Genomic DNA, 18896 nt, shown 5'->3' on the forward strand with positions numbered 1-18896 from the left:
AATCCAGAGCGCTTGAATTCATATAATGAACGCAATTCCGGTCGGTTGTTGAAGATGGATTAACCGTTATCAAAGCGGAGACATGACGCCCAGAACCGGGGCATTACTTTTAAACATCGCCCATACCGGCATGCCGGGCATAAGCGCCAGGCTTTGTACGCTTTGCGGCGTAACCATGGCAACCAGCGTTTCGCCGCCGGGCAACAAAACAATCACTTCCGCATTCACCTCGTCCTGTTGGACGCGAATCACACTGCATGACAAACGATTACGCGCTGTAAACCGATAGGGATCGGAATCGACTGTTAGCGTTATGTCGGCGCTGTTGACCAACAAAACCGCATCGGCGCCGACCTGTAAGCCAAGATCGTTAAGCGACGTCAAGGTTACGGAGGTAACAACCTGTTCGCCCCCTTTCAATTTCACGCTGACCTCGGCATTCACCGCACCGGCTTGAATCGCGGTAATACAGCCAAAAATCTGGTTACGGGCGCTGGTTTTAACCACCAGCCGCTGCAACAACAAGACCGTATCCGGGTCGTCGGCGAGACTACGATTGAGCTGATCGAGAAACTGCCGATGCTGTTGTTCCAAGCGGGTAAACAGCGCCAGCAAAGAGCGTCCGGCCTCGGTTAAACAGGTGCCGCCGCCTTTGCTGCCGCCCGTGGCGGTGCTGACTAATGTTTTCGGTGCGCCGTTGTTAGCTCTTTCAATAATTTGCCAGGCGCCTTTGTAACTCAAGCCCATCTGCTTGGCGGCCTGATTGATTGAGCCGCTTTGATCTATCGCCCTTAGCAAGCCGATCATGCGGCTATCCAGTCCGACTAACCGCAATTCGCCATCGACCCAGGCTGTTGAAATATTGTTGTGGTTTAAGCTGTCAGCCATAAAAGATTGTGTTGCGGTACAAGATTTGAATTAATCATTATTTCCCTAATGGTGTGAGGACAGTGTTAAGTCACTGCACTGTCATTAAGTCTACAGAACAGAACAAAATGTTTGAAACACCACATTGTTTACTCTTTTGACGCAAAACAATAATCAAAACAATTCAATGATGTAACCGCCATGTTAATAATTGGCACGTCACTTGCTCTAAGGAACATTGTCACCAACAACGTTATGTACTTTGATACATAACGTTGTTAAACTGGAGCCGTGTCTTATTTTTAGTTTTCCCGAATAAGACGCTGTATACATCGACGAATCAGCGTCGATGTGAACATTATAATTACAATTATAGGTCATTGATGATGCGAAGAAAATCTTTTACCGGCGTTACTGTTAACCATACACTCAGTTTAATAGTCGCCAGCGGTTTTTGCATGGGCGCCAACAACGCTATTCAGGCCGCCGAAAAGAAAACTTACACCAAACCCCCGTTTGCCGCTTTTTCCAGCCAAATGTCTGATCCTTTACTCGGTTCGGACAAATACGAAAAACCGGTCTGGAATCTGCACGATACACTGAACCTACCGAAATGGCTGTCTCTGTCGGTGGAACAGCGCACCCGCTACGAAACCATGGACGGCAGTTTCAAAGCCGGAGGTAAAGGCGGCGACCAACAAATTCCGTTGCAAACCGACGTATTCCTGGAGGCGCGCTTCAATCACCTACGCGCTGGAGCCGAGTTTCTGGATGCACGGCAGTTCGGCTCCGATAGCGGCTCCGGGATCAATAACACCCACGTAGACGAGGCTGACTTTATCCAGGGTTATCTGGCCTGGGCCGATCAGAACTTAGCCTACAGCGGTCTGGGAGCGGAAGTCATCGTCGGTCGTCAATCGCTTAATTTCGGTAGTCGCCGGTTGATTGCCAGAAACGCGATGCGCAACACCATCAATAGTTTCGACGGCATACGGCTGCGTTTGCTCGATTATAACAACTGGCAATTCAATGCTTTTGTGACCAAACCGGTCGGTCGCTATCCGAATAACTCGGCGCAACTTCTTGATGGATTCCACAGTTTCGATGAACCGGAATACCAAACCTGGTTTTCCGGCGGAATCCTGGAAAAATACGACATCGCCTGGGGCATTAATGCCGAATTGTATTTGTACCATTTGGACGAAGGCGACCGCAACCGCAGCCAGACTGCCAACCGCCGTTATTTCACGCCCGGCATGCGCTTTTACATGAAACCGGCCAAGGGCGCATTCGATTTTCAAACCGAAACCATCGGCCAATTCGGCACGGTGCGTTCATCGACCGCCGCCAACAATGGCACGGATTTGGACCATTCCGCCTGGTATCAACACCTGGATGCCGGTTACACCTTTGATATTCCCTGGTCGCCGCGTTTGGCGCTGGAATACGATTACGCCAGCGGCGATCACGACCCCAACGATAGAAAAGATCAGCGTTTCGATACTCTGTATGGCGCGCGGCGCTTCGAGTTCGGTGCAACCGGCATTTACGGCGCCTTTGCCCGCAGCAATATCAATACGCCGGGCTTGCGCTTAACCGCCGCGCCGCGAAGCGATGTGCAGCTTGGCCTCAGTCACCGGCTCTACTGGCTGGCCGAGGATAAGGACAGTTGGACCTCAGCCAATCTGCGCGATACCACGGGTAGAACCGATAACTTTATCGGCCAGCAACTCGAACTGACAGCTCGCTGGGATTTCAACAGCAGCCTGAATTTCGAAACCAGCTGGGCACATCTGTTCAAAGACACTTTCGCCAAGGAAACCGCCAATGCGCCAACTAATAAGAATGACGTCAATTATGTCTATGTACAAAGCATGTTGCGTTTTTGACGGATTGATGAGCCGATGAAAACAGATAAGCTGAGCGTATTCGGCAGCGGAGCCATTATCGGCACATTGGGCGGCCTGATTGGACTGGGCGGCGCGGAGTTTCGCCTGCCCTTATTAATTGGGCCGTTCGGCTTCGCCGCCCTGGAAGCCGTTATTGTCAATAAAGCGATAAGTCTTATTGTCGTGGCCTCGGCGCTGCCATTCAGGATGGGAACAGTCCCGCTCAATGAGCTGGCGGCACATTGGAGCATAATTCTGAACCTGTTGGCAGGAAGTCTGTTAGGCGCGTGGTTCGGGGCTGGCTGGGCGATAAAGCTAAAAACCGAAAGCTTTTACAAAGTCATCGCCGTGTTATTGGCGGCAATAGCCTTGTTGCTTGTATTCGGCCATAACCCGGCAAACGCAAGCCTGCCACCGCTTTCCGGCGCGCCTCAAGTTGCCGCCGGTGTGCTCGCGGGTTTTGGCATAGGCGTGGTCGCCTCGTTGTTGGGCGTCGCGGGCGGAGAGCTGCTGATTCCCACGCTGGTATTGCTATTCGGCACCGACATCAAGCTTGCCGGGAGCTTGTCGTTGGCGGTCAGCCTGCCCACCATACTGACCGGCTTCGCCCGCTACAGCACCGACCGGAGTTTCGCGGTGCTGGGCCGGAACCGTGACTTTGCGCTGGCGATGGCTGCCGGATCACTATTTGGCGCTTTCTTGGGCGGCCAGTTGCTCGGAATGATTCCGGCAGACGTATTACTGCCGTCATTGGCGTTGATATTGGCGATCTCGGCGATTAAGGTTTGGCGGCATGGATAAGCGGTTACGCATAGCGCCGCTTTTAGCAGCCGGGGATGATTACGCAGTAAACGGTATGCGCGGCATGCCATAGCAACACATCACTTAATTATTGGAGAATTTTATGTTACATAATCGTTTTTTTCGCTCTATCCTCGCCGCATGGCTGCTTTTAATCGCTCCTGCAACCTGGGCCGATACGGTGCTGGTTGCAGTAGCTGCAAACTTCACCAAACCGATGACCGAAATCGCCGAGGCTTTTGAAAAATCTACCGGTCACAGCGCCAAGCTGTCGTTCGGTTCCTCCGGCAAATTCGTCTCCCAAATCGAGAACGGCGCGCCGTTCGAAGTGTTTATGGCTGCGGATGCGGAAAACGCGATCAAATTGCAAAATGCAGGGCTGGCGGTGGCCGATACCCGCTTCACCTACGCGCTCGGAAAACTGGTGCTGTGGTCGGCAACGCCGGGATTGGTCGACGAGCAAGGCCAAATCCTTAGTAAAGACGGGTTCAAACATCTGGCGTTGGCCGATCCGAAACTGGCTCCCTATGGTGCGGCGGCGCTGGAAGTGTTGAAACATATGGGGCTTTTTGAAAAGCTGCAACCTTTATTTGTGCTGGGCGAAAACATCTCGCAAACCCACCAGTTCGTCAGTACCGGCAATGCCGAACTGGGTTTTCTGGCGCTGTCGCAGGTTATCGCCGACGGCAAGATCGGCAGCGGCTCCGGGTGGATCGTACCGGACGACCGCCATGCGCCAATTCGGCAAGATGCGATATTGCTGAGCAAAGGCGTGGAAAATCCAGCCGCACCGGCACTGCTGCAATTTTTAAAAGCGCCGCAGGCCCAAACGATTATCCGTAAATACGGTTACAACCTCCCCAACCAACCTTGAAGCCATGTTAAGCGCATCCGATATTGCCACCTTGTGGCTGACATTCAAAGTTGCAGGTTATGCCACACTGCTGATGATGTTGCTGGGAACGCCGTTGGCCTGGTGGCTGGCGCGCACTACATCGCGTTGGAAAGGCGTCTGCAACGCGCTGGTGGCCCTACCGCTGGTGTTGCCGCCGACCGTGCTGGGCTTCTATCTGCTGGTAATGATGGGGCCGAACGGCGCTATCGGCCGCTTGACCACCGAACTGGGCCTTGGCACCTTGCCGTTTACCTTTCCCGGATTGGTGGTGGCATCGGTGCTGTATTCGTTGCCGTTTGTCGTACAACCGTTGCAAACCGCGTTCGCCACGATCGGCGAACATCCCCTGGAAGCCGCGGCGACTTTGCGCGCCAGCCCTTTCGATACTTTTTTCAGCGTCGTCGTACCGCTGGCGAAACCCGGATTCATGACCGCCGCTATCTTAGGCTTTGCCCATACCGTCGGCGAATTCGGCGTGGTATTGATGGTCGGCGGCAATATTCCCGACAAAACCCGCGTGGTGTCGGTGCAAATCTACAATCATGTCGAAGCCCTGGAATACAGCGAAGCCCACTGGTTGGCGGGCTGTTTGCTGTTGTTCTCGTTTAGCGTATTGCTGGTGCTGTACACCGCGCTGAAAACACATCCCGTCGCTCACCCGCTTAAGTGATAAACATGACAACAATCCAAGCCCGCTTCCAACTCGACTACGGCGACTTTAAACTGGACGTCGATTTAAAACTGCCCGGCACCGGCATTACGGTGTTGTTCGGCCATTCCGGCTCCGGCAAAACCACCCTGCTGCGCTGCATTGCGGGACTGCAACAGGCGCCGCTGGGTTTCCTTGAAATCAACGGCCATATTTGGCAGGACAGCGAGCGCAACCTGTTCCTGCCTACTTATAAACGGCCGCTGGGCTATGTGTTTCAGGAAGCCAACCTGTTTCCGCATTTGACGGTACGGGAGAATCTTCACTACGGTTTGAAGCGGATCAAACACAATTCAGGCACGGTCAAACTGGAGCAAACCCTTGAACTGCTGGGCATCAGTCATTTACTTGAGCGCATGCCCGGACACTTGTCCGGCGGCGAACGGCAACGGGTCGCCATCGCTCGGGCCTTGGCGCTTAATCCTGAAGTCCTGCTGATGGACGAACCGCTGGCGTCGCTGGATTTCAAACGGAAGCAGGAAATCCTGCCGTTTTTAAGCCGCCTGCATCAGCAACTGGATATTCCGGTGCTGTACGTCACCCATTCCCAGCAGGAAGTCGCGCAACTGGCCGACACGCTGGTGATCATGGAAGACGGTCGGGCGCTGGCTTCGGGGCCGCTATCGGAAACGCAAAGCCGTCTCGACGTGCCGCTGGCGCAAGATCGGGAAGCCGCCACGGTTTGGCAGGCGGCCGTCGCCGAACATGAAGCCGACTATCATCTGACCCGCGTCGCCTTTGCCGGAGGTTCACTCAGCCTACCGGCGGTCGATGCAGAGGTTGGCACACCGTTACGGGTACAGATTTACGCCCGCGATGTCAGCATCGCCCTTGAAGCGCCAACCGCCACCAGCATACTCAATGTACTGCCCGCGACCATCACCGGCATCGCCGACGGTCGCGACGGCCAGAGCGTAGTGCAGTTACGACTGCCAAGGATGGCGGAAGCGTCGCAATCGGTAGGGAACCGATGCGACCAGGTCGGCGATCAAGCGCTGCTGGCGCACATCACCCGCAAATCGGCGCTGTTGCTGGGTTTGCAGATCGGCATGGCGGTTTACGTGCAGATCAAGGGTACATCACTATTAAATTAACCAACACCCCGGAGATTCATCATGAAAGCAAGTGCTCGTAATCAGTTTGTAGGTACCGTCACTGAAGTGCTCATCGGCGCGGTCAATGCCGAAGTTCATGTCGGCTTAAAGGGCGGCGAAACCATCGTCGCCTCCATTACCAAGGAATCCGTCGAAAAGCTGGCGATCAAAACCGGCATTGAAGTTATCGCCCTGGTCAAAGCCCCGCAAATCATCATCGTTACCGATTTCGGCGGCTACCGGCTTTCGGCGCGCAACCAGCTGCAAGGCATGATAACCCAGGTCAAACCCGGCGCGGTCAACGCCGAAGTCGATATCGAGTTAAAAGGCGGCGAGCAGGTTGCCGCCACCGTGACTAACGACAGCGTCGAAGCTTTGGGCTTGAGCAAAGGCAAACCGGCCACTGCGGTGTTCAAGGCCGGCGCGGTGATTCTGGCTGTCGCCGGTTGATAAACTGGAGATATAACATCCGCTTTCTCGTTCCCACGCGCTACGCTCATCGTTATACACAAGTGTCTGCGGTAGATCGTCATTCCGGCAGGGATTGCCGGAATCCAGAGCACAGGGATGTGAACGGTTGATTTTATTGAGCAATTTTTTATGGCGTACTTGCTGCCTGTTTCGGTATTGCCATCCATGGCTTCTGGATCCCGGCAATCCCTGCCGGGATGACGTGTTTTTAAAGACTTGTGTATAACGACGAGCGCAGCGCGTGGAAACGAGGAAACTTGTCCCCTTTTAATTAACAGAGGTAACCATGCTTCTGGAAATGAATGTAAAACTGCGCCGGGGACATTTCGACCTGACCACGCGCCTGTCGATCAGCGACTCCAGCGTCGGCCTGTTCGGCAAATCCGGTGCCGGTAAAAGCACGGTGCTCGGTTTGATCGCCGGTACCATTCAACCGCAAAGCGGACATATCGTGCTGGACGGCAAAATCATGTTCGACAGCCGCAAAGGCATCATGATGCCGCGCGAACAGCGTCCTGTAGGCGCGGTATTACAGATCGACTGTGCCGATTCGGCCGAAACCGTTCGCGACAACCTGACCGCCACCTATAACCGCACGCTGAAACACCGCCGCATTTTCAAACGGGATTTTTTAATCGAGCTTTTGGAACTGGGCCCTATCCTCAATCATGTCATCGAACTGCTTTCCGCCGGTGAACGCCAGCGGGTGGCGCTGGCCCGCTCGCTGCTGAAATCGCCGCGGCTGTTGTTACTGGATGAAACTTTTGCCGCGATCGGCAACGGTTACCGAATGCAACTGCTGCCGATTCTGAAACGCTTGCAGCATGAGCTGGGCTTGCCGGTGCTGTATGCCAGCCAATCCTTGGGAGAAATTCTGGAGCTGACCGACCGGCTGATCGTACTCGAACAAGGCAAAGTGCTGCACAACGGCTCGTTGCTTGATGTCGCCAAACAGCAAGGCATGCTGCGCTATCTGGGCATCCGCCAGATCGACAACATTTTGCCGGTGACCGTCCGCCGCCACGACTATGTGTCCGGTTGCAGCCAGGCCCATAGCTTCGGCCTGCCGCTGACCTTGCCGCTACGGCCGCATTTAGTTGTCGGCAGTGAAGCGCAAGTGTCGATACGCGCCAACGACATAGCCTTGTCGCGTAGTTATATCGACGGCATATCGATACAAAATCAAATCAAGGGCCGAATCTGCGCGCTGATTCCCAGCGGCGAAAGCCTGATCGTGCAGGTCGATTGCGGCACTACGCTGCTGGCCGAGATTACGCCGGGCGCATGCCGGGACATGGCCTTGCAGGAGGGCGAGGTCATCTATTGCCTGATCAAAACCCATTCCATTGCCTACCTCACCGAACTTGACGCCCTGCCCTATCAACGGGTGATCAGCCATGGCGACGGCCATTATTATCTCGATACCGCCGGACCGACTAGCGACTTATTGCCTTGAATAACCCGCCGCCTGATCGATGCGGCCTTTCGCGAAGCGGGCATAACCCCCAACATCATGCTGAAAACCGACTCGGTGTTCGCGTTGTACGCCTATGTTCGTAGCGCGGGACTATACAGCGCGGTCGAGCAGGAGCTTAACCTGACCTATCACTCCAGTCTGGAAAGCCTGACCAAAGTGTGCGGCGTCGTGACCTTAAACTGTCCGCTGCATCCTGAAACCGAGCATATGCTCAACGAGCAGACGCTGAAAAACTTCAAACGCGGCGCTTACCTGATCAACACCGCACGCGGCAAGCTATGCAACCGCGATGCGATTGTCGATGCGCTGGAAAGCGGTCAATTGGCGGGTTACGCGGGTGATGTCTGGTTCCCGCAACCGGCGCCCAACGACCACCCTTGGCGCACCATGCCGAATCATGGCATGACACCGCACATTTCGGGCACCAGCCTGTCGGCACAGACACGTTACGCTGCCGGTACCCGCGAGATTCTGGAGTGCTACTTTGAAGGCCGCCCCATCCGCGATGAATACCTGATTGTCCAAGGTGGTCAGCTGGCCGGTGTCGGTGCGCATTCCTATAGTAAAGGCAATGCCACCGGCGGATCGGAAGAAGCCGCCCAGTTCAAGAAGGATTGATAACAATCGCTTGAGCTGAAACAGGGGATGCGCAGGTCATTGCCGGCATCCCCTTTACCGACTTGGAAGGAGGGGCTTAACTCATGTCGCTTAGAAATATAATCAGAAATGGCGGTAAAGCCCTTCCGCCAAGACCTTCACTATCGTCTATTGCGCTGGCTTGGCTCGGATCGAGTTTGGCTATCGCTTCTATTGCCGTCTTGAGTCAACTTTCCGGTCAGCCCTGGATATTGGGCTCTTTCGGTGCATCCTGTGTGTTATTGTTCGGATTCCCGGATGCGGTATTTTCGCAACCGCGCAATCTGATCGTCGGCCATGTCCTTTGCTCTTTAATCGGCTTGGGTTTTCTCAAATTCGTCGGTCCCGACTGGTGGAGCATGACTTTAGCTGGCGGCACCGCCTTGGCTACGATGCTGGTCACGCGTACCGTTCACCCGCCTGCGGGTTCCAATCCTGTGATTATTTTTTTGACCCGGCCGGACTGGTCGTTTTTATTGTTTCCAACCCTGGTTGGCGTAATATTTTTGTTGTTCCTGGCTCGTCTTATGCTCAAGGTAACTCGCACGGTTCATTAACCGGCTTATATCTTAGCCGCGCAAATGCGTTGCATAACGGCAGGCCGTGGCATTGTCTCTTCACCCTGCTCAAACGCGATTATATTCAGCACAGGTGAATAGATTTCGAACAGTTCATCCGGCAGCAACAAAAAATCGGGATTGCTGGGCTTGCCATAGCGCTCGTTACCCGCCATGAAGGTTTCATAAATCAACACTCCGCCCGGATTTAGCATTGCGGGAAGAGTATGGAGCAATGGCCGATACAGATAACGGCTGACGATTAATCCGTCATACTTCCGGTCTGGGTAAGGCCAGTCGCCTGCTTCAAGGTCGGCAACAAACACATTGATATTGTCCATCCCCTCCATGCTTGATACCACCTGCGCATCGCGATCAATCGCATCGACCTGATAGCCTTGCTTGGCAAGCCAGATTGCATGGCGTCCGTTACCGCAGGCAAGGTCGAGTACCCGCCCCGCTTTAGGTATCAACGGAGCGTGTTTAACAATCCAGGGCGACGGTTTTTCCAGCAAATAGTGTTTCATCATGAGTGAGCCTTGGCTATAAGTTGTTGTCGTTATTGCGTAAATACGGGGTTATTGAGTAAATGGAATTTAACCAAAGCTACCGATTTTTTATTATTTTACTGAGTTTTGATAAAAGCCGACATGTCTGCATTTGTCATTTTAAGGCAATTGTCTTGATAATTTATTAACTGATGTTACGCACGGGTGGTACTTCTCCCGTTTGCCGCGCCGAGCACCGGAGCTTTTATCGAGAACAGCCCGTTAGGGGTGCGGCAGGGATGCCGCACGTCAGCAGAGGGGCAGGAGCCCCTTCTGCTGACCCTCGATAAAAGCGAGGAGCGCAGGACGCAAGCGGCAACCGGGTCGCCTTTTCTTTGGTTACTTTCTTTTGGCGAAGCAAAAGAAAGTAACTCGCCTTCGGGTGCGAGAAGCCGATTCAAATAATCGTCGCGGTAGCGACACTTTTAATAATAAAAATGTTAATGCAGTCTAAATTCGAATAACTGCGTAACATCAGTTATTAAAAAATAGAGTACGAGGCTGCGCCAGGATGAGTGCATCCCACCGAAGACAGCCCCGCACATTGCGGCAGCAAGTCAGCCTCAATTCTTCACCGATCTCAATTTCCAGGCCGCCCTGACGACCAACACCACAGCCGTGAGAAACCCGACCGTCGTCAGCGTGAAGCTCAATCCCGCCTGAAACGGAAAATGCGCTTCAATAGGAATCGTCGCGACAACCGAAGGCTTCGGCGTCAAGCCTCTGACCAGAAATGACAATGGGTTGAAGAAAGCGCCGAAACAACAGGCGGCAACGACCCAGACCGGCGGATCGATGGCATACTGCCGAAACAGCAGGAAAAAGATAAACAGGAATTGGGACATCATCAAATAGTCGATATGGGCCCTGATAATGTCGGCCCGTTCGACGAGGTGTCCGGCCAAGACGCCATCGGGGAAAAACAGTGTGACGCCGAGCACCCAGGCGATGGTAAGCGCTATCGCCAGACACAGTCCGGCAAACGCCACAAGAAAAAGGTTGGTCATCGTCATTTTTTGGTTTGTCATGGTTATCCTCATCGTTATACGGGGACTTGGGTCCCGTCTTGTTGAACGCCAATGTCGGCGAATTGCTCAAGCCGCTGTCAGTTGTCAATCGTCGGTGATTTGACTAAACTGCATCGCAAACGCCTACGTTGAAAACGGGTGGCTCAAGACAATAAGGAGTATAAACAATGGCAGACAGTCCTCGCTTGTATGAACGTGCTGCGACGGAGGCCGTCAAATTCGACGCGCTCTGGGACATCAGCGACGGCCGCACGTTTTTTACCGGACCGCTGTATTACAATGCGAGCCATCAGCACGGCGCACCGGTTTTTCTCGCCGGAATTTACGGCAATTTTCGCCTGCGACTGGATGGCGGCGATTGGTTGTCCTGCCGCACCGCGATTATTCCCGCCGGTGTCCTGCATGAGCTGGATATAGGCGGCGATCCGCTGACGGTGTTTTATATCGAGCCGAACATCGCCGGAGCCGATGCCCTGAAACCGCTGATCCGCAATACCCGCGAGGTCAACGGCGCGTTGGTCGGCACGGCCGGGGAGATTTCATTCATGCGCGACCTGTACGAAGACCGCTACAATCCTCAATGGACTGCGGAACCGTTGGCCGACCTGATGGGCTTTGCCAAACGACGGGCAAGCGCCGAGCCGATCGATCCGCGCATAGCCCAGGTGGTGGAGTTTTTATTCGAACACGGCGACGATCTCACCTCGGTGGCAACGCTGGCCGGAACGGTCGGGCTGTCCGCCTCGCGGTTTCAGCACCTGTTCACGCAACAGATCGGCGTTCCTTTCCGCCGTTATCGAGGTTGGAACCGGATGCGGAAGGCGATACGCGAAATCATAAAAGGCAACAACTTCACTAGCGCGGCGCATGCTACCGGGTTTTCAGACTCGGCCCATTTCAGTCATGAATTCCGCAAGACCTTCGGCGCGCCGCCCACGGTCGGCCTGCACAAGCTGGCGCGGTTACAGCGCTGAACAACAAACGGAAAATAGATGACTGCAAAACCTGAACTTGGCATTTCTTCAATGGAAACCGGTGAATTGGGCGTGCTGCACTTGCGGCGCTATTGGTGCAAACGGCTGCTGGAAGTCGGGGGTCGGCTTGACCAGGACAGCGTGCGGGACGAATACGGGCTGGATTTTACACTGATGCAGGGCTTGGGACTGGGCATCGTGGAACCGGCGGAATACCTGTTCCAACAGCGTCCAACTTATGCCGAATTCGAACAATGGATTGTGCAAAAGCTCGGCGGCGTCCCTGAGCGCACTTTAGTCGAGCGCCTCAATAAAATGGTTAGACATTATCTGGAACAACCGCACCGTACCTATCCCGTTGAGGGAACAGATATTCATGAACCGGTATTGTCGGCAGCGGACTTGGCGTTTTGGCAGGAAAACGGCTACGTGGTGTTACGCAACGCGGTTTCAGTAGAAGATTGCCGGGAAGCCGAAGCGGCGATATGGGACTTTCTCGGCATGGACCCGCAAAACCCCGAGACTTGGTACGACGAAACGCATACGTTTTGGGTGCCGCTGTTCCAGCATCCGGTCCTGAATAAAAACCGCGCGTCGCAGCGCATCCGCAAAGCATTCGAGCAGCTTTGGGGAACCGATGACTTGTGGACTACCGTGGATCGCTCCAGCCTGAACCGGCCGGAGCGCGGCGGCATCGATATATCCGGCCCCAGCCGTCTGCACTGGGACGTCAGCCTTGCCTTGCCGATCCCTTTCGGTATTCATGGATTGCTGTACTTAAGCGATACCAGCGCCGAACAAGGCGCATTTCGTTGCGTACCGGGATTTCATCGCCGTATCGATCAATGGCTGGGAAAACTCGCACCGGAGCAAAATCCGCGTGAACAGGATTTGGAGAGTCTGGGGCCGGAACCGGTTACCGGTTCCGCCGGAGATTTCGTCCTCTGGCGCCACGCCTTGCCGCACGGCAGCGGCCGTAACCTGGCGCATTATCCGCGGGTGGTGCAATACATCACGGTGTTTCCTCATGATTACGGCATCCATCCGGTCTGGAAATAACCCGACGGCTGCAAGGGAACTTGGCCTGTATGGAGCCTGCGTAATACGTGATTTAGCGGCCCGATGCCTCGCCCTTCCATTACCAGAAACCGCTTTAATACCCTCGGCCTAAGCTTTTAACTTCTTTTAACCTGCCGTTTTCGAAACGAAGGTATTGCCGCAAACGTAAACGACCTAAATTGTATACCCACTCATCTACTTGTATCTCTTCATATTGTTGCAAATCAATGGTTCTACCCGAAAAATGTAACGTTCTGCCCACTATTTTAGTGTGAGTTTCAACAAAATCGGGCTCACCGCATCGAGTCAGAACATCATCTTTATAATCGCCCGGTTTAACCAGGTGGTTCCCGCATCTCATCGCATAGGCTGCATTGAAAGAACATAAGCTCAGACCTAAGACCCATATAGTGATATTTTTCATCGCACAAACCTTAAAGCAGTTAAAAATCATAGCGATATTAAAGAATGTTCGTATGATCTTCGTTGAGGCGGCAGAAATTCGATACTGGTTTCGAGTTCCGTCAATATTTGCTGGTATGCCTAAAAAACTTCTTCCGCTAAAGATTTCAGTATAACTCTTTGCGGAGAACACTTGGTAGAGAGCGTGATGCATACCTTTGTATATTAATGTTAACAAACAGCCCGTAGGAATTTGCGTAATACGAGATTTCGTGACCCCGATGCCCCGTATTCCATTTGTCTACTCGCTGAAAACAATTGACTGGAAAAGCATGTTAGGTCAGTATCTTACGGCATCAACACTGCCTTGTAGGCTACAAGAATCACTTATGTCCAGCTTATTTCAAACCTTACAGCAACAAAAACAGCGTATTCTCGACATTGCCGGTCAATATCATGCTGTCAATGTGCGCGTATTCGGTTCCGTCATACGCGGAGAGGAACGCGAAGACAGCGACATCGATTTGCTGGTGGATTTTCTGCCGGGAACAACGCTTTTGGATCAGGTCGGATTGAGCTTAGCGTTATCCGACGCACTAAAACGCAAAGTCGATATTGTCAGTGAAAGGGGCTTAAATAAACACTTGTGCCAAAGGATACTCCAGGAAGCCGTGCCATTGTGAAAGATCGTTTTATCTTCATCGCTGCGGCACTTTTTCTGGTTCCCACGGGCTCCGTGGGAACTGCGACGGCCCGCGCTGCGGGCTGCCACAGAGCGCAGCGCGCCTCGACTGCATTCCCACGCGGCGCGTAGGAACGAGGAAAATGTATATTTTACTTATGTATAGGCTGATAGCTTCCGATGCTCTGTTCTGAACATAACTGCTTTATGTGTCCACATTGCGGGCACACCCTGAATGTCCAAGATGTTGTACAAAGCATAAAAAAAGACGAGGCTCGAGGGTATTGTTCGCAATGCAAAATATGGACTCCGTTTCAGCTTCCATCAATCCGCAAAAAACTTGTGTACTTGGATCAATCGTTCTTATCGGATATATGCTTTCCTGCGAATGAGACGGGAATCGAAAAGCGTCTTTATCACAAACTCTATGAACTGAAAGTACAGCAGAAGATTTTTCTTTTAGTGTCCGATATCCATAGTATCGAGACATCGGCTATCCCTGATGAATACACGAAAAATAGGATGATACTTTGGGAGTTCCAGAATAATCTTGCTAATGGGAATATCGCTGGTAACTTCTACGATGTTTTTGCTGCCCAGACCAGAAGAATGCTCATAGAACAAGATGGCACTGATCCTTTCCCTTTTACCGATATTGGGCTAGACGATCCCCATCGGTGGCAGGTTGGGATGAATGTTGTGCCTACGAACTCCTGGCGGCTAAGGTTAAATCGCGCATATGCGCTGCCTCGTGACGAGATAAACGAAAAATTCCTCAATATCATTGATCGGCAAGTTAAGAATATACCTGACTGCCGTGGGGTTCGTGATTGTCTAAATCACGTTACCGAGCTTTGGCGCAACGATATACAGCAAGGTATTAATGCTTACAATCAACAATGCGAAATATTGTTGATAATGCAGCAGCTCACAGAAGAATTTGAAACTGGAAAGCCAATCTCCAACCAAATCCCACAACTATCCGATGCCCCGTTTCGCCGAATTGTTAGCGATGTTGTAAATGGACTGGATGAATCGGCTGTGCTCCTGCGATGGTCGGAGCTGTTGAAAAGCAATCCAATTCTAATATGTCCCGCCCTGCGAATTAAAATTGCTTTTGAGGCGGAACTACTCAGGATGCGGTGGCAAGGATATCGACCCAACCCCAAGAAATTCAATGCGAACTTCGGCATATCTCGCCAAAATGATATTGACCACATCTCGACATTTGTGCCTTACGTGGACGCTTTGACGACTGACAATGATATGAGTAACCTTTGTCAGCGCGAAGTCGTAGCGGAAGAACTGGCGCGTTTCCCTGCCAAGATTTTTTCCAAAAAGAATTACAACGACTTTGAAGCTTGGCTGGATACATTGCTGGTGACAAGTGCATAGGATCAGCCAAACATCGAGCACCCCTTTTATTGTAATAATCAAGAGTTATGTGCTTTTCAGCCACATGCTAAATTTCAAAAATACAAATTAATGGATAAATCGGCCATGAACATTAATCAAGTTTTAGAAAATGCAAAGCAATTGAATGTTGACGAAAGAGCCTTGGTTGCTCATTGTTTAATTTCTTCGCTTGAAATCAGCCAAGATGAAAGCGTTGAGCAGACATGGGCTGAATTAGCCGAACTTAGGTATCAAGAACTTGTTTCCGGTAAGGTTGCGTCTGTATCTTGGGACGATATAAAAAAAGAAGCCAAGTAGGATACGCATCGCGCACCTTTTTGGAGCTTGAGTGACAGGAATACTTTGGAAATGGTACGCGATGCGTACCCTACATCTACGGCAACTGCCGAGCCAACAGCAATAAAGGATGCTCCACCCTGCCCCCATCGGCATTCAGATAAACCCCGCAACCAAAATTACCGCTAACCACCAAATCCGCCGACGAATCGGTGATGATTTGCCGCTTTAAAGCCCGCAACTGCCCGGCGTTATCTGGATGCGTCAGCATGTAGCTGCCGCCTGCGCCGCAGCAGATGTGGTTCTCGGCCAGCGCGGTAATGCTTAGACCGGGGATTTTTTGCAGCAGCGCATAAACAGCTTGCCGATTTTTAAGGACATTGCGCTGGCTACATGGTTCATGTACTGCGACTTTTAGATTGGATGCCGTCAGTTGCAGCTCGTCCGGCCAGTGTTCTAATAAAAACTCGTTGATGTCGCACAAGCGTTGCCGGAACAGTTGTCCCACTTCATCATCATTTTGATATTCGCTCAACATCGCCCCGCAACCGGTGGCGGTGTGGAGCACGGCATCGACGTCCATCGCGTTGAACACAGCGATATTGTTGTCGATCAAACCGGCGGCAGACTGGCCGTTGTGCTGGTGTATCGCTCCGCAGCAACCTTGTTGCGGCGGCACCAGCACCTCGTAGCCTATCGCGTTGAGCAGCTTGATTGCTGCCAGCAAGGTCTCGCGGTCGAAATGTTCGGCGATGCAGCCGGTGAACAGCGCAACCCGGCCGCGTTTCGTGACACTGGTCGGATAAGAAACCGCCAATGCCTGTAATGCCGGTTTACCCAGCAAGGCTTCGGCATCCGCCAAATGCAGTTTTTTCAACAATCCGGTGCTTCGTAACGGTTTTTGCAGACCCGATTTCAGGTAAATAGCCAGCAACGGCATTAACCGCCTCAGCCAATCTTTATTTTCAATCAGATTGAATGCCAGTTTTGCCAACCACCCCGGATTAACCTTTAACTGTGCCTGAGCCTGATCGAACAACTGCCCGTAAGCCATCCGGCTTGGGCAAACGGTTTCGCAGGCCCGGCATTGTACGCAGTTATCCAGATGCAGGCGTTCATCGGCGCTGATCGGCAGGTTTTCAACCAATATTTTGCTGATGGTGCGAATGCGTCGGCGCGGGGTTTCTTCGTCAACCTGGAACAAGCAAAAAGTCGGGCAACTAGCGATACAGATGCCGCAACGCATGCATTCCGCGGCATCCGGGATATACGGCCCCGAGCCGATCGGCTCGCCGAGTTCATCGTAGCTCATGTCCATAAAATCAAACATCTCGGGCCTACATCACCTTGGCATAGGCGCGGCGCAACAATTCCATTTCCGCAGGCGGCCTGCCGCGCAGTTCCGGCAAGGTCCTCATCCGGCAATCCCGGCTTTGCATCAGTTTGTGCGGCGGGTCGAGCAGCATGAAGCGCGCCATGTGGACGGTGATAATGCCGCCGGGCGCGTCGATTTGTTCGCTAAACTCCGGTTCGACGCGCAACAGGTCGTTGTCCAGTTGCAAAAGCTGATTGATGTTGTTAACCAGCATGGCCGGATGAGTGCTGACTTTTTCGGTGATGAATTCTTCAGGCTCCAGTGCGCTGGACAACGCGGGCAGCGGCTCCGGAAAGCAGATGCTGCCGTTGCTGTGCTGGGCGAACAGCATCAAGGCGCTGATGTCGCCTTTGTAGTAAAGCAACAGGCGATGATGAGTGAATGCGTCGGACTGGGTCATTAGACAAGTACGGTAGCCAGTAGTTCTTCAACATCCACATCCAGGATTTCCAAGCCTATTTTTTTACAATAGCGGATTTCCTTATCGGTCGGGTTTTTGTTTAAAACCCAACCTTTTTTCTCTGCCGCGCCGTAAACGATGTCGCTCATCACCATGCGCTCCGAATCCCTGTTGAGCGGCACGCCTATAAACAGGTATTGTTTGCCCTTGCGGTACTCTTTAAGAAAGTCAGGGATAGCGAAGCCTCCCATTAGCTCGGTGATGTAATCGACATAATCGGCATCCGAAGCGATGTAGTTGGCTTCCGGCTTGGGCGTACCCAGAGGTTTAAACAAAATGGGCAATCTATGGTCGACCTGTTCCTGCGGGATTTCAAAATAATCGCTGCCATCGAAGTGATATATTTTAAAGCGGAACTGGCTGGCGGTGATTCTTGCAACACCGACAATCAGCGTATGTTCTTCATCGGAATAGGTATCTTGCAATTGGGTATCCCTGTTTATATCGACAACATAAGCAGGCCGCCATTCCGCCAGCCAATCATGCACTGACGCCCGCGTATATTCGGTTTCGCCGTATAGCTTGGTGAGAAACTGGCCCAGAAAGTTCCGGCCTCTTTTTAGCTCCTGGTTCATCGCCGCCCTGGGAAACTCATACATAAGCTTGGGAGCCATCGGGTTGCCGTTATTCATCGCCAAAATCAGGCTATGGCTATCGGCAGGCATCGGTGCTCCGGTCAATTTATTGGTTGCATCAAAAAGCGCGCCCGGCCCCAGATAAGGTACGACCTTGTTTTCGTACAACCCATCAAGTATTTCAGAAAAATCGGTAGAAGACATTGCAAACTCCATTATTAAGTAGGTATATCTTTTTACTTAAGCAATATTTAATCCAGTTTTTACCGATTCATGATAAACAGCGTAACTTTATGATTATGAAATGATTAAATGATTCTCTTCGAAAACAGGCGGTTGGGATTTTGTTCTGTTTGTAACAATTCTTCTGTTGTTTATCCTATCTACAAACACAAAATCTTCAATAAATCAGTATCGACACTTTTATATATAGGCGCAGGAACTTTAAGGCAGGCACGAATATTCGATTTAGACTCCAATAGGTGGCATCGTCGCTCCTCGTGGAATACATCCGGCACACTTCAGAGTTACTGCCATTAAGTTAAGAAACACGCTGGTTCCCAAGCTGGAGCTTGGGAACCAGCACAAAAACCTTGCTATCCCTTTGGCGCGCACGGCGCGCCCTACTCGATTAACATTTTTTCTTAACTTAATGGCAGTGACGCGCTGCGTGGAAACGATAAAACCATTTATTGAATAGTTTGT

The 18896-nt window shown here is 52.2% G+C and carries 20 protein-coding genes and 1 pseudogene; 14 read left to right on the forward strand and 7 right to left on the reverse strand.

Annotated features, from left to right (window positions below):
- Window positions 1-69 precede the first annotated feature (69 nt).
- Window positions 70-888, reverse strand: a complete 819-nt coding sequence (locus METTU_RS14315; protein ID WP_006892456.1) for a TOBE domain-containing protein — start codon at window positions 886-888, stop codon at window positions 70-72.
- A gap of 365 nt (window positions 889-1253) precedes the next feature.
- Between METTU_RS14315 and METTU_RS14320 the strand changes: the two genes are divergently transcribed.
- The 9 genes and pseudogenes from METTU_RS14320 (at window position 1254) to METTU_RS14360 (ending at window position 9396) form a co-directional block, all read left to right on the forward strand.
- Complete coding sequence (locus tag METTU_RS14320; protein WP_006892457.1) at window positions 1254-2756, forward strand: alginate export family protein; 1503 nt, start codon at window positions 1254-1256, stop codon at window positions 2754-2756.
- Window positions 2757-2771: 15 nt separating this feature from the next.
- On the forward strand, window positions 2772-3557 hold the full coding sequence (locus tag METTU_RS14325) for a sulfite exporter TauE/SafE family protein (protein ID WP_006892458.1): 786 nt from the start codon (window positions 2772-2774) through the stop codon (window positions 3555-3557).
- 103 nt (window positions 3558-3660) lie between these two features.
- A complete protein-coding gene (gene modA / locus METTU_RS14330; protein WP_006892459.1) occupies window positions 3661-4431 on the forward strand; it encodes a molybdate ABC transporter substrate-binding protein in 771 nt (256 codons plus the stop codon).
- A 4-nt stretch (window positions 4432-4435) separates the two neighbouring features.
- A complete protein-coding gene (gene modB, locus METTU_RS14335) occupies window positions 4436-5122 on the forward strand; it encodes a molybdate ABC transporter permease subunit (RefSeq protein WP_006892461.1) in 687 nt (228 codons plus the stop codon).
- A 5-nt stretch (window positions 5123-5127) separates the two neighbouring features.
- On the forward strand, window positions 5128-6255 hold the full coding sequence (gene modC / locus METTU_RS14340) for a molybdenum ABC transporter ATP-binding protein (RefSeq protein WP_006892463.1): 1128 nt from the start codon (window positions 5128-5130) through the stop codon (window positions 6253-6255).
- Window positions 6256-6276: 21 nt separating this feature from the next.
- Window positions 6277-6705 carry a TOBE domain-containing protein gene (locus METTU_RS14345; protein ID WP_006892465.1) on the forward strand — a complete coding sequence of 143 codons (429 nt, stop codon included), beginning with the start codon at window positions 6277-6279 and terminating at the stop codon, window positions 6703-6705.
- Between the two features lie 319 nt (window positions 6706-7024).
- Window positions 7025-8182: a molybdenum ABC transporter ATP-binding protein gene (locus METTU_RS14350; protein WP_254257977.1), complete on the forward strand. Its 1158-nt coding sequence runs from the start codon at window positions 7025-7027 to the stop codon at window positions 8180-8182.
- Between the two features lie 117 nt (window positions 8183-8299).
- Window positions 8300-8821 (forward strand): annotated as a pseudogene (locus METTU_RS14355) (NAD(P)-dependent oxidoreductase); the annotation flags it as partial.
- A gap of 83 nt (window positions 8822-8904) precedes the next feature.
- Window positions 8905-9396, forward strand: coding sequence for an HPP family protein (locus tag METTU_RS14360; protein ID WP_006892472.1), 492 nt, complete (start codon window positions 8905-8907; stop codon window positions 9394-9396).
- Window positions 9397-9401: 5 nt separating this feature from the next.
- Here the strand turns inward: METTU_RS14360 and METTU_RS14365 are convergent, their stop codons facing one another.
- Both METTU_RS14365 and METTU_RS14370 read right to left on the reverse strand, forming a co-directional pair.
- Window positions 9402-9926, reverse strand: coding sequence for a class I SAM-dependent methyltransferase (locus tag METTU_RS14365; protein WP_006892473.1), 525 nt, complete (start codon window positions 9924-9926; stop codon window positions 9402-9404).
- 581 nt (window positions 9927-10507) lie between these two features.
- On the reverse strand, window positions 10508-10972 hold the full coding sequence (locus tag METTU_RS14370; protein ID WP_006892474.1) for a hypothetical protein: 465 nt from the start codon (window positions 10970-10972) through the stop codon (window positions 10508-10510).
- Between the two features lie 167 nt (window positions 10973-11139).
- On the opposite strand from METTU_RS14370, the gene METTU_RS14375 reads away from it, so the two are divergent.
- A complete protein-coding gene (locus METTU_RS14375; RefSeq protein WP_006892480.1) occupies window positions 11140-11946 on the forward strand; it encodes a helix-turn-helix domain-containing protein in 807 nt (268 codons plus the stop codon).
- Window positions 11947-11964: 18 nt separating this feature from the next.
- Window positions 11965-13005, forward strand: a complete 1041-nt coding sequence (locus tag METTU_RS14380; protein WP_006892482.1) for a phytanoyl-CoA dioxygenase family protein — start codon at window positions 11965-11967, stop codon at window positions 13003-13005.
- Between the two features lie 94 nt (window positions 13006-13099).
- On the opposite strand, the gene METTU_RS14385 is transcribed toward METTU_RS14380, so the two are convergent.
- Window positions 13100-13429, reverse strand: a complete 330-nt coding sequence (locus tag METTU_RS14385; protein WP_006892484.1) for a DUF2845 domain-containing protein — start codon at window positions 13427-13429, stop codon at window positions 13100-13102.
- Between the two features lie 367 nt (window positions 13430-13796).
- On the opposite strand from METTU_RS14385, the gene METTU_RS14390 reads away from it, so the two are divergent.
- The 3 genes from METTU_RS14390 (at window position 13797) to METTU_RS14400 (ending at window position 15802) form a co-directional block, all read left to right on the forward strand.
- Complete coding sequence (locus METTU_RS14390) at window positions 13797-14090, forward strand: nucleotidyltransferase family protein (protein WP_040580839.1); 294 nt, start codon at window positions 13797-13799, stop codon at window positions 14088-14090.
- A 341-nt stretch (window positions 14091-14431) separates the two neighbouring features.
- Window positions 14432-15484 carry a hypothetical protein gene (locus METTU_RS14395; RefSeq protein ID WP_169624941.1) on the forward strand — a complete coding sequence of 351 codons (1053 nt, stop codon included), beginning with the start codon at window positions 14432-14434 and terminating at the stop codon, window positions 15482-15484.
- Between the two features lie 105 nt (window positions 15485-15589).
- On the forward strand, window positions 15590-15802 hold the full coding sequence (locus METTU_RS14400) for an addiction module protein (protein WP_006892487.1): 213 nt from the start codon (window positions 15590-15592) through the stop codon (window positions 15800-15802).
- A gap of 76 nt (window positions 15803-15878) precedes the next feature.
- Here the strand turns inward: METTU_RS14400 and METTU_RS14405 are convergent, their stop codons facing one another.
- The 3 genes from METTU_RS14405 to METTU_RS14415 are packed head-to-tail and all read right to left on the reverse strand — an operon-like array spanning window position 15879 to window position 18395.
- The gene (locus METTU_RS14405) at window positions 15879-17111 is read right to left on the reverse strand and encodes a (Fe-S)-binding protein (protein ID WP_006892488.1); all 1233 of its coding nucleotides are present in this window, start codon (window positions 17109-17111) and stop codon (window positions 15879-15881) included.
- A gap of 7 nt (window positions 17112-17118) precedes the next feature.
- A complete protein-coding gene (locus tag METTU_RS14410; protein ID WP_006892489.1) occupies window positions 17119-17556 on the reverse strand; it encodes a hypothetical protein in 438 nt (145 codons plus the stop codon).
- Window positions 17556-18395, reverse strand: a complete 840-nt coding sequence (locus METTU_RS14415) for an SIR2 family protein (RefSeq protein WP_006892490.1) — start codon at window positions 18393-18395, stop codon at window positions 17556-17558. Before METTU_RS14415 ends, METTU_RS14410 begins: the two co-directional genes overlap by 1 nt.
- Window positions 18396-18896 lie beyond the last annotated feature (501 nt).

The sequence above is a fragment of the Methylobacter tundripaludum SV96 genome, assembly GCF_000190755.2.
GTDB lineage: Bacteria > Pseudomonadota > Gammaproteobacteria > Methylococcales > Methylomonadaceae > Methylobacter_A > Methylobacter_A tundripaludum.